The organism is Ramlibacter sp., assembly GCF_028292805.1.
Classification (GTDB): Bacteria; Pseudomonadota; Gammaproteobacteria; order Burkholderiales; family Burkholderiaceae_C; genus Ramlibacter.
Genome location: NZ_JAQGLS010000312.1, coordinates 1 through 14655, shown reverse-complemented (window position 1 = coordinate 14655; position 14655 = coordinate 1). Strand labels below are relative to the sequence as shown.

General features: G+C 70.0%; 15 protein-coding genes and 1 pseudogene. 9 read left to right on the top strand and 7 right to left on the bottom strand.

What is annotated here, in order from left to right:
- The coding region (gene recG / locus JWP65_RS19100) for an ATP-dependent DNA helicase RecG (RefSeq protein WP_299766627.1) at positions 1–1795 on the bottom strand (1795 nt) is incomplete at its 3' end.
- Positions 1796–1849: 54 nt separating this feature from the next.
- Here recG and queA point away from each other — a divergent pair.
- The 3 genes and pseudogenes from queA to JWP65_RS19085 form a co-directional block, all read left to right on the top strand.
- Positions 1850–2908, top strand: a complete 1059-nt coding sequence (queA, locus tag JWP65_RS19095; protein WP_299766625.1) for a tRNA preQ1(34) S-adenosylmethionine ribosyltransferase-isomerase QueA — start codon at positions 1850–1852, stop codon at positions 2906–2908.
- A complete protein-coding gene (gene tgt, locus JWP65_RS19090; protein ID WP_299766623.1) occupies positions 2902–4062 on the top strand; it encodes a tRNA guanosine(34) transglycosylase Tgt in 1161 nt (386 codons plus the stop codon). The genes queA and tgt overlap by 7 nt, the downstream gene beginning before the upstream one ends.
- 82 nt (positions 4063–4144) lie before the next feature.
- Positions 4145–4515 (top strand): annotated as a pseudogene (locus tag JWP65_RS19085) (hypothetical protein); the annotation flags it as partial.
- On the opposite strand, the gene JWP65_RS19080 reads toward JWP65_RS19085, so the two are convergent.
- The 5 genes from JWP65_RS19080 to JWP65_RS19060 form a co-directional block, all read right to left on the bottom strand.
- Entirely contained in the window at positions 4512–5756 is a 1245-nt protein-coding gene (locus JWP65_RS19080; RefSeq protein WP_299766622.1) for an FIST C-terminal domain-containing protein, read from the bottom strand. The pseudogene JWP65_RS19085 and the gene JWP65_RS19080 sit on opposite strands and share 4 nt — an antisense overlap.
- Positions 5757–5763: 7 nt before the next feature.
- Positions 5764–6411, bottom strand: coding sequence for a PhaM family polyhydroxyalkanoate granule multifunctional regulatory protein (locus tag JWP65_RS19075; RefSeq protein WP_299766620.1), 648 nt, complete (start codon positions 6409–6411; stop codon positions 5764–5766).
- Between the two features lie 68 nt (positions 6412–6479).
- Positions 6480–6926, bottom strand: a complete 447-nt coding sequence (locus tag JWP65_RS19070; protein ID WP_299766618.1) for a copper chaperone PCu(A)C — start codon at positions 6924–6926, stop codon at positions 6480–6482.
- Positions 6927–6939: 13 nt separating this feature from the next.
- Entirely contained in the window at positions 6940–7461 is a 522-nt protein-coding gene (locus tag JWP65_RS19065) for a YcnI family protein (RefSeq protein ID WP_299766616.1), read from the bottom strand.
- Positions 7462–7549: 88 nt separating this feature from the next.
- On the bottom strand, positions 7550–7903 hold the full coding sequence (locus JWP65_RS19060) for a DUF2946 family protein (protein WP_299766614.1): 354 nt from the start codon (positions 7901–7903) through the stop codon (positions 7550–7552).
- 355 nt (positions 7904–8258) lie between these two features.
- Between JWP65_RS19060 and JWP65_RS19055 the strand changes: the two genes are divergently transcribed.
- From JWP65_RS19055 to otsA, 4 genes are all read left to right on the top strand, one after another.
- Entirely contained in the window at positions 8259–8672 is a 414-nt protein-coding gene (locus JWP65_RS19055; protein WP_299766612.1) for a VOC family protein, read from the top strand.
- A 96-nt stretch (positions 8673–8768) separates the two neighbouring features.
- Positions 8769–9509 carry a trehalose-phosphatase gene (gene otsB / locus JWP65_RS19050; RefSeq protein WP_299766610.1) on the top strand — a complete coding sequence of 247 codons (741 nt, stop codon included), beginning with the start codon at positions 8769–8771 and terminating at the stop codon, positions 9507–9509.
- Positions 9506–11299, top strand: coding sequence for a glycoside hydrolase family 15 protein (locus JWP65_RS19045; RefSeq protein ID WP_299766608.1), 1794 nt, complete (start codon positions 9506–9508; stop codon positions 11297–11299). The genes otsB and JWP65_RS19045 overlap by 4 nt, the downstream gene beginning before the upstream one ends.
- Before the next feature lie 94 nt (positions 11300–11393).
- Positions 11394–12800, top strand: a complete 1407-nt coding sequence (otsA, locus tag JWP65_RS19040; protein WP_299766606.1) for an alpha,alpha-trehalose-phosphate synthase (UDP-forming) — start codon at positions 11394–11396, stop codon at positions 12798–12800.
- Between the two features lie 253 nt (positions 12801–13053).
- Here the strand turns inward: otsA and JWP65_RS19035 are convergent, their stop codons facing one another.
- A complete protein-coding gene (locus JWP65_RS19035; RefSeq protein WP_299766604.1) occupies positions 13054–14118 on the bottom strand; it encodes a fumarylacetoacetate hydrolase family protein in 1065 nt (354 codons plus the stop codon).
- A gap of 95 nt (positions 14119–14213) precedes the next feature.
- On the opposite strand from JWP65_RS19035, the gene JWP65_RS19030 reads away from it, so the two are divergent.
- Both JWP65_RS19030 and JWP65_RS19025 read left to right on the top strand, forming a co-directional pair.
- Entirely contained in the window at positions 14214–14471 is a 258-nt protein-coding gene (locus tag JWP65_RS19030; protein ID WP_299766602.1) for a hypothetical protein, read from the top strand.
- Positions 14468–14655, top strand: a 188-nt coding sequence (locus tag JWP65_RS19025; protein WP_299766600.1) for a hypothetical protein, incomplete at its 3' end; no start/stop codon positions are given. The genes JWP65_RS19030 and JWP65_RS19025, both read left to right, overlap by 4 nt.

Here is a 14655-nt window from a genome sequence, read left to right as displayed (position 1 = left end):
CACCCAGGCGTGGATAGTCGCCGGTCGAATACAGCAGCACACAGGCCGATGCCGCCGCACCCCGGCCCACCCGGCCGCGCAGCTGGTGCAGCTGCGAGAGGCCGAAGCGCTCGGCGTGTTCGATGACCATCAGCGAGGCGTTGGGCACGTCCACGCCGACCTCGATCACGGTGGTCGACACCAGCACCCCCATCTGACCGCCGGTGAACAGCGTCATCACGGCCTTCTTTTCCGGCTGCGGCATGCGCGAATGCAGCAGCCCGACCATCACGCCGGGCAGCGCCTGGCTCAGCGCCTGGTGGGTTTCCGTGGCATTGGTCAGGTCCAGCGTCTCGCTTTCCTCGATCAGCGGACAAACCCAGTACACCTGCCGGCCTTGCGCCAGCTGGTGGCGGATGCGCTCGATCACCTCGGCGCGACGGCTGTCGGAAATCAGCTTCGTCACCACCGGCGTGCGCCCCGGCGGCAACTCGTCGATGGTGGAGACGTCGAGGTCCGCGTAGTAGCTCATGGCCAGCGTGCGCGGGATCGGGGTGGCCGACATCATCAGCAGATGCGGCTCGCGCTCCACCTGGGCCAGCTTGCCCCGTAGCGCCAGCCGCTGCTCCACCCCGAACCGGTGCTGCTCGTCGATGATGGCCAGCCCCAGCGCCTTGAACTGCACCTGGTCCTGGATCACGGCATGGGTGCCGATCACCAACGCCGCCTCACCGCTGGCCACCAGCGCCAGCATCTGGCCGCGTTCCTTTTTCTTCTGGCTGCCGGTGAGCCACGCCACTCTCTGGCCGCGCGGGGCCAGCAGCGGCTCGAGCCAGCCGATCAGCTTGCGAAAGTGCTGCTCCGCCAGAATCTCGGTGGGCGCCATCAGCGCGCATTGCCAGCCGGCATCGATGGCGATCGCCGCCGCCAGCGCCGCCACCACGGTCTTGCCGGAGCCCACGTCGCCCTGCAGCAGCCGGTGCATCGGCGTCGCGCGCGCCAGGCTGGTGGCGATCTCCTGGCCGACGCGCTGCTGCGCCGGCGTCAGCTGGAACGGCAATGCCGCCAGCAGCTGCTCGTGCAGGCCGCCGGCGCCCCCGCGCAGCGGCGGCGCCCGCAGCCGCTCGTGCTCGCGCCGGCTTTCCAGCTGCGACAGCTGCTGCGCCAGCAACTCCTCCGCTTTCAGCCGCAGCCAGGCCGGATGGCTGCGGTCTTCCAGCGCCGCCAGCGGCACGTCCGGCGCCGGATGGTGCAGGAAGTTCAGCGCCTGCTGCAGGCTCCAGTCGGCCGCGCGTCCGGGCGCCGGTGGCGCGTCGGGCGGCAGCGTCTCCGACAGGTCGGCCCGCGCCAGCCCGGACAGCACCGCCTTGCGCAGATAGGCCTGCGGCAGCGCCGCGACCGTCGGATACACCGGTGTCAAGGCATCCGGCAGTTCGCCTCCGGCCGGGCGCCAGGTGGGATGCACCATCTGCCAGCCGAACATCCCGCCCTTCAACTCACCGCGGATGCGCAGCCGGGTGCCGGGCGCCAGCGCCTTCTGCTGCGAGGGGTAGAAGCTGAAAAAGCGCAGCCCGCAGGTGTCGCTGCCGTCGTCCACCGTCACCACCAGTTGCCGGCGCGGGCGCAAGGCAATATGGCTGTCGGTGACCTCGGCTTCGATCTGCACCGTGTCGCCTTCGCGGGCGTCGCGCAGCCGCGTGATCCGGGTTTCGTCCTCGTAGCGCAGGGGGATGTGTAGCGCCAGGTCGATGTCACGAGCCAGGCCCAGTTTCAACAGGGCCTTCTGCGGCGGGGACAGCTCCTGGGCAACGGGCATGGGACAATTCTGCCTGTTCAATCACTTGGCACGGGCTTTGTCCAGCCCTCAAGCATGCGTAGCTTCTCCCTTGGCGACTTCGACTTCGCCCTGCCCCCCGAACTGATCGCCCAGCATCCGGCCGCCGAACGCAGCGGCTCGCGGCTGCTCGATGGGCGCGGCGACGGCGCCACCGACCGCGGTTTTCGCGACCTGCCCGCACTGCTGCAGCCGGGCGACCTGCTGGTGTTCAACGACACCCAGGTGGTCAAGGCCCGCCTGTTCGGCGAGAAGCGCACCGGCGGCAAGCTCGAACTGCTGGTCGAGCGGGTGCTGGGCGGCCAGGAGGTCGTGGCCCACATGAAGGTGAGCAAGAGGCCGCCTCTCGGAACCACGGTGCGCATGCACGGCGGTTTCACGGCCACGCTGCTGGGACGCTACCCCGGCGAGAACGGGCCGCTGTTCCGCTTCGGCTTCAGCGGCGACCCTTACACCTTGATGGAGCAGCACGGCCACGTGCCGCTGCCGCCGTACATCACCCATGCCGACACCGCCGAAGACGCCAGGCGCTACCAGACCGTGTTCGCGCGCAACCCGGGCGCGGTGGCGGCCCCGACGGCGGCGCTGCACTTCGACGAGCAGGTGCTGGCCGAGCTGGAGGCGCGCGGCATCCGGCGCGCCAGCGTCACGCTGCACGTGGGCGCCGGCACCTTCCAGCCGGTCAAGACCGAGGACATCGCGCAGCACCGCATGCACAGCGAGTGGTACGAGGTGCCGGAAGCCACCCAGCAGGCCATCGCCGACCTGCGCGCGCGCGGCGGCCGGCTGGTGGCCGTGGGCACCACCACCGTGCGCACGCTGGAATCCTGGGCCCGCAGCGGGCTGGCGCGCGGCGACACCGACATTTTCATCACGCCGGGCTTCGCCTTCCGCCAGGTCGACGTGCTGCTGACCAATTTCCACCTGCCCAAGTCGACGCTGTTGATGCTGGTGAGCGCGCTGGCCGGCTACGAGCAGGTGATGGCGCTGTACCGCCATGCGATCGCGCAGGGTTACCGGTTCTTCAGCTATGGGGATGCGATGCTGCTGGAGCGGCGCCTGGCACCGGCATCGCCGACAATCGCGGCATGCTGAGTTTCCAAGTCCTGGCCACCGAAGGCCACGCCCGGCGCGGGCGCCTCACCCTGAACCACGGGGTGGTGGAAACGCCCATTTTCATGCCCGTGGGCACCTATGGCACCGTCAAGGGCGTGATGCCGCGTTCGCTGGAGGAGATGGGCGCACAGATCATCCTGGGCAACACCTTCCACTTGTGGATGCGGCCGGGCCTGGACGTGCTGGCGCAGTTCGGCGGGCTGCACAAGTTCGAGAACTGGCACAAGCCGATCCTGACGGACTCGGGCGGTTTCCAGGTCTGGAGCCTGGGCGAGATGCGCAAGATCAGCGAGGAGGGCGTCAGGTTCGCCTCGCCCGTCAACGGCGACCGGCTGTTCCTCACGCCGGAAGTGTCGATGCAGATCCAGACGGCTCTGAACTCCGACATCGTCATGCAGTTCGACGAATGCACGCCGTACGACACCCGGGGCCAGATCACGACCGAAGCGCAAGCGCGGGTGTCGATGGAGCTGTCGCGCCGCTGGGCACAGCGCTGCAAGGTGGAGTTCGACCGGCTGGAAAATCCGAACGCGCTGTTCGGCATCGTGCAGGGCGGCATGTTCGAGAACCTGCGCGAAGAGTCGCTGGCGGCGCTGGTCGAAATGGACTTCCCTGGCTATGCGGTCGGCGGCGTCAGCGTCGGCGAGCCCAAGGACGAGATGCTGCGCATCATGGCGCACACCCCCCACCGGCTACCGGCCGACAAGCCGCGCTACCTGATGGGCGTGGGCACGCCGGAAGACCTGGTGGCCGGCGTCGAACAAGGCGTGGACATGTTCGACTGCGTGATGCCGACGCGCAATGCGCGCAACGGCCACATGTTCACGCGCTTTGGCGACGTCAAGATCCGCAACGCCAGGCACCGGACCGACGAACGCCCGCTGGACGAAACCTGCGGCTGCCATGCCTGCAAGGGCGCCACGCGCGCCGACGGCAGCACCAGCGGCGGCTTCTCGCGCGCCTACCTGCACCACCTGGAGCGCTGCGGCGAGATGCTGGGCCCGATGCTGGGCACCATCCACAACCTGCACTTCTACCTGAACCTGATGCGCGAGATCCGGGAGGCGCTGAACGCCGGCAGCTTCGCGACCTGGGCGCAGGCATTCAAGCGGGACCGCGCCCGCGGTGTCTGATCCCGCCGGCCGGCGGCGCTACGCCGGCCGTTCCGAGTCGCCCAGCACCTGATCCTGGTACGCATGCAGCGACGATCACGCGCTGCGGCCCATCAACCGCTGCCGCCTCAAGCTGACCAAGACCTGTCGCTGGCGGCCGCACGGACCGGTGATGAACTCGTTTCGCGACCACGCGGTGCTGGACTACTTCGGCGGCGGCTTCCACCGCCATGCCGAAGGCTTGCCGCTGTGCACGGCTCGATCAGAGGGCGAATGCGACGCTGCCCCCGAGCAGCACCCGGAAGGCCGTGCAGCAGCGCCTTCGTTCATGAACCGGTTGCAGCGGATGGCGCAGGACTTCGCGCAGCAGCACCCGGCCGACCAGAGCTTGCTGACAAAGACCCCGAGGCCTACACGCTGGTGCTGGCGATGCGCAGCTGGGAGCTCGCTGCGCTCACGCAGTTGCGCCGCTAGCGAAACACCGTCAGCACGCCCGTGTAGCCATACAAATGGTCGCGGGCGATCTCGCCGCCCGCGAAGAAGCCCACCAGCGGGACGTCGCCCAGCGCATGGCGCACGATCTGCATCTCGGCGCTCGGGCCGCCAAAGTGCGGGCCGCCGCGGCCGGCGCAGCTGACGTAGACGGCGCCGGCGATGCGCCGCGCCGGGCTCGGCTCGCCCAGCGTGTCGGCGGCCAGCGCGGTGGCCACCGCCAGCGGCAGCTCCTCGGGCTCCAGTTCCTCCCGGATCTCGGCGCAGATGCGCATCAGGTCGGCCCGCGCCGCCTCCACGTTGCGCTTGCAGAAGGCCAGCCGCATGCCCTCTTGCACCACCATGGCGATGGCGACGCCGCGCTGGCGCGGATCGATGCCGATGATGTGGCGCACGATCACGTCGGAGCCGAAGTGGCCGGTGCGGCCGACCACGTCGGCGCCGGCCTCGGTCAGGCCCACCAGCGTGGTGCGCAGCGCGGCGACCGTGGCCTGCGGCTCATCGAGCGACAAGCCCAGGTCTTGCAGCAGCACGTCAAGGGCCGGCTGGCCGTCCAGCTGCGTCACGAGGTTGCCGTCCGCGCCGGTGATGGTGCGCGCCGGCGCCACCGGCTGGCAGCCCTGGGTGACGCGCGACACCAGGCTCACCCCCTGGGCGAAGGCGACGCCGGACATCCCGCCGCGGAACACGCCGCCGGCCTTGCCCTGGCCGCGCATGTTGCCGTTGCCGCCGACGGCGAACTGCACCACGTCGCCACGGCTGGAAGCCAGGCCGCCGAACAGGTAGCCGGTGGAGGTGCGCGCCGACATCTCGGCGATCAGCTCCGCCACGTCGGGCGTGGCCGCATCGGCGTGGACCAGCGCCGTGTGCGGCGTGAAGCCGGCCGGCAGCGGCGCCACGCCGGAGAACACGCGGTACTGGTCCGACGGCAGCGCGCACAGCATCACGGCCAGCGCCGGCTCGTCGAAGTACTCCACGTTCGATGATGCGATGCCGACGCCGACGGTGCCGGCCCACTCCGTCACTTCGGGCAGCTCGGCGCCCAGGTGGTCGAGAATCTCCTGCGCCGCCGACGCGTAGTGGTCGGTGATGTAGACCAGGCCCAGCGTCGGCGCCGGCGCGTAGCCGTGCAGCGCCATCTGCCCGCGCAGCTGGGCCAGCACCAGGCCGGCCGCCATCTGCCACTGCGGGTGGGTGGCGTGGCCGAAAGGGAACAACTTCATGGCGGCCTCAGGGGCGGGGGCTCGCCTTGCGTGGGGCGGACTTGCGAGCCGCCGCCTTGCGCGGCGCGGGCGTGCCGGCGGCAGACTTGCCGGTGGGCACACCGGCGGTGACGGTCTCGGCCGGCCGCTGCGCCTCGGGCGGCACCGCCTGGGCGACGTCCTGCAGCGCGCTGGCCGCGATCTGCTGGAACTGCTGGGTGAGCGCGCCCCACCATTGCAGCGGATCGACCGGGCCGCCGGCGGCGGCATCGCCGTTGGCGGCCGCTGCCTTCTTCGCAGCCGGCCTGGCGGCGCCGGCCGCGGCCTGCGTCATCTTCTGCATGCCGCCCACGGCCTCCGCCGTGCGGGCCTTCATGGCTTCGGCCATCTCGCTCATGTTGACGTTCATGCCTTTGAGCGTGGCCAGCGTCATCTTCTGCACTTCGAGGGCCTGGATGGTGGCCGCCAGCGCCTTGCCGTTCTGGTCCAGCCAGAAGGCCACTGCCTTGAGCTCGCAGATGCGCTTGTCCAGCTCTTCCACGTTCAGCGTGGGCGCCACCCAGCTGGAGAGGGCACCCATCTGTGGCGTGGCCTGGGCCGTGCCCTTGGCGAGGTTCTGCAGGAAGTCGAAGCCGGGGACGAACTTGCCGAAGCCGAAATCGGGATTTGCGCTCATGGCAGGTGCTCCGGTGATGTTGCGCACAGCTTACTCCAGGGTCGCCGTAGCTGGGGCACCCTGCTGCCTCAGTGCTTGTGCTCGGGCGCCCGCGCAGCCACCGGCACCGACACCTGCAACGTGCTGACCACGCCCTTGGCGTCGCGAAAGCGCAGCGCCAGCGGCACCTGCGTGCCGACCCGCAACGGCGCCTTCAGGTCCATCAGCATCAGGTGGTAGCCGCCCGACTTGAGTTCCACCGGTTTGCCCGGCACCAGCTCCAGCGCGGGGACGGCGCGCATGCGCATCACGTCGCCTTCCATCTTCATCTCGTGCAGTTCGGCCACACCCGCCATCGGCGTGGCCGCGCCGACCAGGCTGAGCGGCTCGCGCGCCGTCAAGGTCATGAACGCGCCGGTGCCGCTCTGGCCCTGGACGCTGGCGCGGGCCCAGGCGCCTGCGACGGTGACAGGCGCGGTCTGCGCCTGCAGCGCGAAGCAAGTGCACAGGAGCGCGGAAGCAAGGAGTCGGTTCATCGTGTTCTTTCGTTCAGTGTGAATGGCCGCCGGCGCCGCCCGCGGGCAACACTTCCAGCAGCGCGGCGGGCGCCTTCAGGTCCGACAGCTTCTGGCCGGGCGCCGGGATGTCCACCCAGTCGGCGTGGCCTTCCTCGCACACCTGGCGCACCGGCCAGTAGAGCGTACCGGCCTGGTCCGGCATGCGCGCCACCAGCACGAACTCGTCGTAGTGGGCGCTGGCCAGCACGGCGTCGCCGCTGCGGGCCGTCCAGGTGACGCGCGCCACATCGCCTGCGGCTTGCTCGGTGGCCAGCTGCCAGCCCGGCTTGGGCATGGGATGCGCGGACCGCACCCCGGCCGGGATGTCGACCACCAGTTGCCGGGTGCCAAAGGCGCCGCAGCCGTGGCCGACCTTGAAGCTCGCCTTGTAGCCGCTGCCGGCATGGGCCACCTGGTATTCCAGGGTGACGTGGGCCTGCGTGGCGCCGGCCGCGAACAGGGATGCGCTCAGCGCGAAGGCACGAACGAGGGAGAAGGAAAGGGACGAGGTCATGGAGAAGCCCAACTGGGCGGCGACTGCATGCGGCCGCCGCCCGTGATCACGAGACAAAAGCACCGGCACATCGCCGGCACCGCCTGGTTCAGGTGAAAGCGGGCGCAGGTGGCCCGCGGGCCGGTGGCAGTCGCAAGACGGGCGGCAGCGGCGCCCGGAAGGTGGGCGTCGCCGCGTCCGCATGGCGCACCGGCAGCACCGCCAGGGCGGGCGCGGCGGGCGGCGGCGCGCTGGTCTGGCCGCACAGCGGGCAGTCCAGCCCCATCGACAGCGGCGCCTGCCCGTCATCGCCTTGCTGCACCAGCTTGAGGCCGCCGCCGGCGCAGACCAGGTCGAGCGCGCCGGGCTGCGCCATGGGCGAGGCGATGGCCATGCCCATGGCCAGCACGAACCAGGCCAGCACGAGGCGGGCAAGGAAGCGGGCGGAGCGCAGAGACTGCATGGCGGGGATTATCCAGCCTTGTCCGAACTGAAACGCGTGCCGCTCGCCAAGGGAACGCGCTGGACGCCGAAGCCGCGGGCCCGCAGCAAGCCGGGCAGCGCCTGCGGGCCGGTCATGTGCAACGCGCCGACACCAGCGAAGAAGCTGTCAGGCGCCACCGCAGCCCGCGGTCGCGCAGCTGGGACGCCGCCGCATGCCTGAGCACCTCGGCGCCCGCAGGCGGGCCCGGCGGTCAGGCCGTGCCCTGCGCCCGCGCCGTGCCGGCCAGCAGCACGGACGCGACCAGCCCGCGCAGGCAGGCGTCGAGCAGGGATCGCATGCCCTGCATTGTCCGACACGGGCTATCCTCGCCCGCATGCCAAGCCTGTTTCATCTCGCCTTCCACGTGACCGACCTCGACGTCGCGCGCCGCTTCTACGGCGCCGTTCTCGGCTGCCGCGAAGGCCGCAGCACCGCCACCTGGGTCGACTTCGACTTTGACGGCCACCAGCTCTCGCTGCACCTGGGCGAGCCGTTCAAGACCGAGCGCACCGGCCGCGTGGGCGACCAGCTGGTGCCGATGCCGCACTTCGGTCTGGTGCTGGAGCTGCCGGCCTGGCGCGCCATGGCCGACCGGCTGCAGGCCGCCGGCACCGAGTTCGTGCTGCCACCGCAACTACGCTATCCGGGCGAGCCCGGCGAACAGTGGACGATGTTCTTTTGCGACCCGTTCGGCAACCCGCTCGAGGTCAAGGGTTTCGCGTCGCTGGAAGGCCTCTATGCGACCTGATTGCCGGAACTCTCGTCGACTTGTCGGACGATTCCTACCGCCGCCGGCGTTCGCGCGGTCTGGCAGCTGTGCCTGCGCTTTGCTAGTGTGGCGCCGATGACGCTTGCGGACATCCTTCGGCCTTCCTGCGCCCTGTTTCTGGATTTCGACGGAACCATGGTCGACATCGCACCGCAGCCCCATGCCGTGCAGGTGCCGCCGCCCCTCATCGCCGCCGTGCGCAGCCTGTACGAGTTGCTGGACGGGGCGGTGGCGGTGATCTCCGGCCGCCCCATCGCCCAGATCGACAACTTCCTGCTGCCGTTGCGGCTGCCCGTGGCCGGCGTGCACGGGGCCGAGCGGCGCGGCGCCGACGGCACCCTGGTGCTGCTGCACGCCGAACCGCTGGACCTGGTGGAGCACGCGGCGCGCGCGCTGGCGGCGCGGCATCCCGGCCTGATCGTGGAGACCAAGCGCGGCTCGCTCGCATTGCACTACCGGCAGGCGCCGGAGCTGGCCGACGAGTGCCTGCTGGCCATGCAGGCCGCCGTCGACCAATCCCCCGGCGTCACGTTGCTGCACGGCAAGATGGTGCTCGAGGCCAAGCCCGGCGGTGCCAGCAAGGGCCGGGCAATCCAGGAATTCCTGGCCGAGCCGCCATTTTCCGGCCGCACGCCCGTCTTCATCGGCGACGACGTCACCGACGAGGCCGGTTTTTTCACCGTGCAGCGCCTGGGCGGCGTCGGCATCAAGGTCGGCGAGGGCGACACGGCCGCCTGGCGCCGCCTGCCCGACCCGGCCGCGCTGCGCCGCGAACTGGAGGCGGCCGTCGCCGCCCGCCTGACGAGAACCGCATGAACACGAACTTCACGCAATCGCTGAACCTGGGCATGGTGGGCAACTGCGCCTACAGCGCGTTGATCGACCGCCAGGCCCGGGTGGTCTGGTCCTGCCTGCCCCGCTTCGACGGTGACCCGGTATTCAACGGCCTGCTGGACAACACCGACAAAGGCGCCTGGTGGGCTTTCGAGCTGGAGGACTTCGAGCGCAGCGAGCAGGCGTACGAGCCCAACACCGCGGTGCTGCGCACGCGCCTGTACGACCGCAAGGGCCAGGGCATCGAAATCACCGACTTCGCGCCGCGCTTCTGGAACCGCGGCCGCATGTTCCGGCCGCTGACGCTGGTGCGCCGGGTCAAGGTGTTGCAAGGCGCGCCGCGCATGCGCGTGCAGCTGCGCCCGCGCTTCGACTGGGGCCGCCAGCAGCCGACGGTGACCCAGGGCAGCACCCACATCCGCTATGTCGGCGGCGGCCAGACCTTGCGCGTGAACTGCGACGCCCCGATCTCGTACGTGCTGTCGGAGACGTTCTTCGTGGTCGACCGCGCCATGAACTTCATCATGGGCCCGGACGAGACGCTGACCGGCGGCATCGAGGACACGGCGCGCTCGTTCGAGCAGGAGACGGTGGCCTACTGGCGCCAGTGGACGCGCGCCCTGGCGTTACCGCTGGAGTGGCAGGACGCGGTGATCCGCGCCGCGATCACGCTCAAGCTGTCGCTGTTCGAGGACACCGGCGCCATCGTTGCGGCCATGACCACCAGCATCCCGGAAGCGCCCGGCAGCGGCCGCAACTGGGACTACCGCTACTGCTGGCTGCGCGACGCCTTCTTCGTGGTGCGCGCGCTCAACTCAATCTCCGAAGTGGCTACCATGGAGGAGTACCTGCGCTGGCTGATGAACATCGTCAGCCGCTCGGCTGGCGGCCACATCCAGCCGCTGTACGGCATTGGCCAGGAAGAGCAGCTGCCCGAGTCGATCCTGGACCACCTGCCCGGCTACCGCGGCATGGGTCCGGTGCGGGTGGGCAACCAGGCCCAGGAACACTTCCAGTACGACGTCTACGGCAACATCGTGCTGGGCGCGGCCCAGGCCTTCCACGATCACCGCTTGTTCAAGAAAGCCGGCCGAGCCGAGTTCGCCCAGCTCGAAGCGGTGGGCGAGCAGGCGTTCCGCGTCTACGACCAGCCCGATGCCGGCATGTGGGAGCTGCGCACCCGCGCCCGCGTGCATACCTCCAGCGCGCTCATGAGCTGGGCCGCCTGCGACCGGCTGTCCAAGGTGGCGGCCGCGCTCGGCCTGCCGGAACGGATCCGCTACTGGCGCGAGCGCGCCGACGTGATCCGCGCCCGGATCCTGAAGGAATCGTGGAGCGAGGAGCGCCAGGCTTTCGCCGAGAGCTTCGGCGGCCGCGACCTCGACGCCAGCGCGCTGCTGATGGCGGAGGTCAACATGATCGACCCCAACGACTCGCGCTTCGTCGCCACCGTCGACGCGCTGGAAAAGTCGCTGTGCGACGGACCGTACATGCGGCGCTACGAAGCGCCCGACGACTTCGGCAAGCCGGAGACGGCATTCAACATCTGCACCTTCTGGCGCATCGACGCGCTGGCGCGGATCGGCCGCAAGGCGCAGGCGCGCGAGATCTTCGAGGTGATGCTCAAGAGCCGCAACCACCTGGGCCTGCTGTCCGAGGACACGCACCCGGTCACCGGCGAGATGTGGGGCAACTTCCCGCAGACCTACTCCATGGTCGGCACCATCAACGCGGCGGTCCGGCTGTCGGCGCCCTGGGACACGGTCATATGACACGGCCCCCACGCTTCGCACTGCGTGTCGTCGCTGCCCCCCCAGGATGCGTTCGTGCCTTGGGGCGGCCCGGCGCCACTCAGAGGCAACGAGCTTGAGCCGGCTCGTCGTCGTCTCCAACCGGGTCGCGGATCCGCGCAAGACCGCGGCCGGCGGCCTGGCCGTGGCCCTGGCCGACGTGTTGAACAACACCGGCGGCATGTGGTTCGGCTGGAGCGGCAAGATCGCGGCCGAAGGCGAGGCGGCCGAAGCGGTGCACAGCCAGCAAGCCGGCAAGGTCAAGCTGGTGACGCTCGACCTGACGCAGGCCGACCACGACGCCTACTACCTGGGCTACTCCAACGGCGTGCTGTGGCCGGTGTTCCACTACCGGCTCGACCTGGCGGATTTCGACGCCGGCTACATCGACGGCTACCGGCGCGTGAACCAGCAGTTCGCGCGCAAGCTGCTGCCGCTGCTCAAGCCAGACGACATCATCTGGGTGCACGACTACCACCTGATTCCGCTGGCGGCCGAACTGCGCGCGCTGGGCTGCGAGCAGCGCATCGGCTTTTTCCTGCACATCCCGCTGCCGCCGCCGCTGATGCTGGCCGCCATCCCCGGCCACGACTGGCTGATCCGCGCCTTGTTCGCCTATGACCTGGTCGGCTTCCAGAGCCAGGCCGACCTGAGCCACTTCGCCCGTTATGTCGAGTCCGAGGCCCACGCCCAGCCGATCGAACCGGGCCGCTGGCGCGCCTTCGGCCGCACGGTGCAGGCCGGCTCCTTTCCGATCGGCATCGACGTCGACGAATTCATGCAGCTGACCGCGGCGCCGGAAGCGACCGACATGTACGAGCGCATGAAGCGCGAGTACTCGCGCCGCAAGCTGCTGGTGGGCGTGGACCGGCTCGACTACTCCAAGGGCTTGCCGCAGCGGCTGCGGGCTTTCCGCGAGCTGCTGGAGAACAGCCCCGAGACCCGCGGCAGCGCCACGCTGGTGCAGATCGCCTCGCCCAGCCGCGAGGACGTCAGCGCCTACACCGACCTGCTGCACGAGCTGGAAAGCCTGTGCGGCTCCATCAACGGCAACTTCGGCGAACTGGACTGGATGCCGGTGCGCTACATCCACCGCACCGTGGCGCGCGCGCGCCTGCCGGGCCTGTACCGCGCCAGCCGCGTCGCGCTAGTGACGCCGCTGCGCGACGGTATGAACCTGGTGGCCAAGGAGTTCATCGCGGCGCAAGACCCGGAAGATCCGGGTGTGCTGGTGCTGTCGCGCTTTGCCGGCGCGGCCGAGCAGCTGCCCGAAGCGCTGCTGGTCAATCCCTACGATCGCGAAGGCACGGCAGCCGCCATCCTGCTGGCGCTGCAGATGCCGCTGGAGGAGCGGCGCAGCCGGCACGAAGCGATGATGCGCACCCTGCGGCGCTACGACGTGCACTGGTGGTGCGACAGCTTCCTGGCGGGTCTGGCCAGCGCGCATGCGGAGGAAAAAGGCCCGACCTGGCTCAGGCTCTGACTCCGTTGCGCGGGGCTGCGCGTATTCAGGTGACGGGCAAGCAGCGCCTTCCACCCCAAGGAGAGCCCCGTGAAACGGTTCCTGATCGCGGCCGGTGCCGCCTGCGGCGGCATGCCTTCCAGCAACGCCCAGACCACGCCGATGGCGCAGGATCATGGCGGGCACTCGGGCCCAGTATGTCGTCATTCCCGCGCAGGCGGGAATCCAGGGGCTTGGAGGGGAGCGCGCCGGCGCGCGGTCCTGGGGTCCCCGCCTACGCGGGGATGACGAGGTTTGCGGCGACGACGGGAGCGGCGGCGGGGACGGCGCCGTTCGGCCCGACCACCGTCTGCTCGATCGCCCCGAACATGCTCTGGCCGTCCTTGCCTTTGGCCTCGATGCGGATGGTGTCGCCAAAGCGCATGAAGCCGGTGGACGGCTGGCCGTCCTGGATGGTCTCGATGGCCCGCTTCTCGGCGATGCAGCTGTAGCCCTTGGGCCAGTCCATCTTGCCCTTGGCGTTGGCCACGCCCTTGTTGCTGACCGTGCCGGCGCCGACGATGCTGCCGGCCCGTACGTTGCGCGTCTTGCAAACGTGGGCGATCAGCTGGCCGAAGTGGAACGTCATCTCCGCGCCGGCTTCGCACATGCCCACCTTGCGCCCGTTCCAGCTGCTTTGCAGGGTCAGGTGCACGCGTCCGCCCTCCCACGCCTCGCCCAGTTCGTCCGGCGTGATCGCCACCGGGCTAAAGGCGGTGGCCGGCTTGCTCTGGAAGAAGCCGAAGCCCTTGGCCAGTTCGGCGGGGATCAGGTTGCGCAGGCTCCAGTCGTTGGCCAGCATCACCAGCCGCACGCCGTCCAGCGCCTGGTCGGGCGTGGCGCCCATGGCCACGTCGCCGGTGACCACCGTGATCTCGGCCTCGAAGTCGATGCCCCAGTCTTCGCTAACAAAGCGGGCGTCCTCGGTCGGCCCCAGGAAGTCGTCGCTGCCGCCCTGGTACATCAGGGGGTCTTCGTAGAAGCTGGCCGGCACCTGGCTGTTGCGGGCGGCGCGCACCAGCTCCACGTGGTTCAGGTAGGCCGAGCCGTCGACCCACTGGTAGGCGCGCGGCAGCGGCGCCAGGCACTGGGCCGGATCGAACGGAAAGGCGTTGCGCGCCTTGCCGTTGTTGAGCGTGTCGTACAGATCCTGCAGTTGCGGCGCCAGAAAGTTCCAGTCGTCCAGCACCTGCTGCAGCCTGGCCGCGATGCCGGTCGCATAGTGGGCCGCCTGCAGGTCGCGCGAAACCACCACCAGTTGCCCGTCGCGCGAGCCATCCCTGTACGTCGCCAGCTTCATCGTCCGCTTTCCCGCAAATGCGCTAGAGTCCTGCGGACCATGACGCATCGTTAATTGAATTTATCTCAACGTCATTCTAGTGGCGGGCTTCCCCTGTGAAAGAGCGCACGCGCATCCAGTCCGTCGAGGTCGGCTGCGGCCTGCTGCAGGCACTCGGCGCAGCGCTCGAGACGCTGCTGCCCGGCAGCGCCGGCTTTCGCCTGCCGGTGTTGAACTCCGGCGGCCACATGGCGCCTGACCAACTCGCCATCGGTCCGGCCGGCAGCTTCGATGCGCACTGGGGCGGCGCGTTGGACCGGCCGTTGCGTGCCGCCGCCGCGCGGCTGTCCGCCGACCTGGGCCACCGGCGATGAGCGCCAGGCCGGCACGGCCCTGGCTGCGGCTGGCGCCGCTGATCGCGCTGGTGGTGCTGGCGCATGTCGGCTTGCTGCGGTGGCTGCAGCCGGCTGCCGCGTTCCAGGCGGCGCGGCCCGACGCTGCCAGATTCGCGACCCGCACCGTCGAACCGGCCGCGCCGTTGGCGCCGGCCGCCGCAGT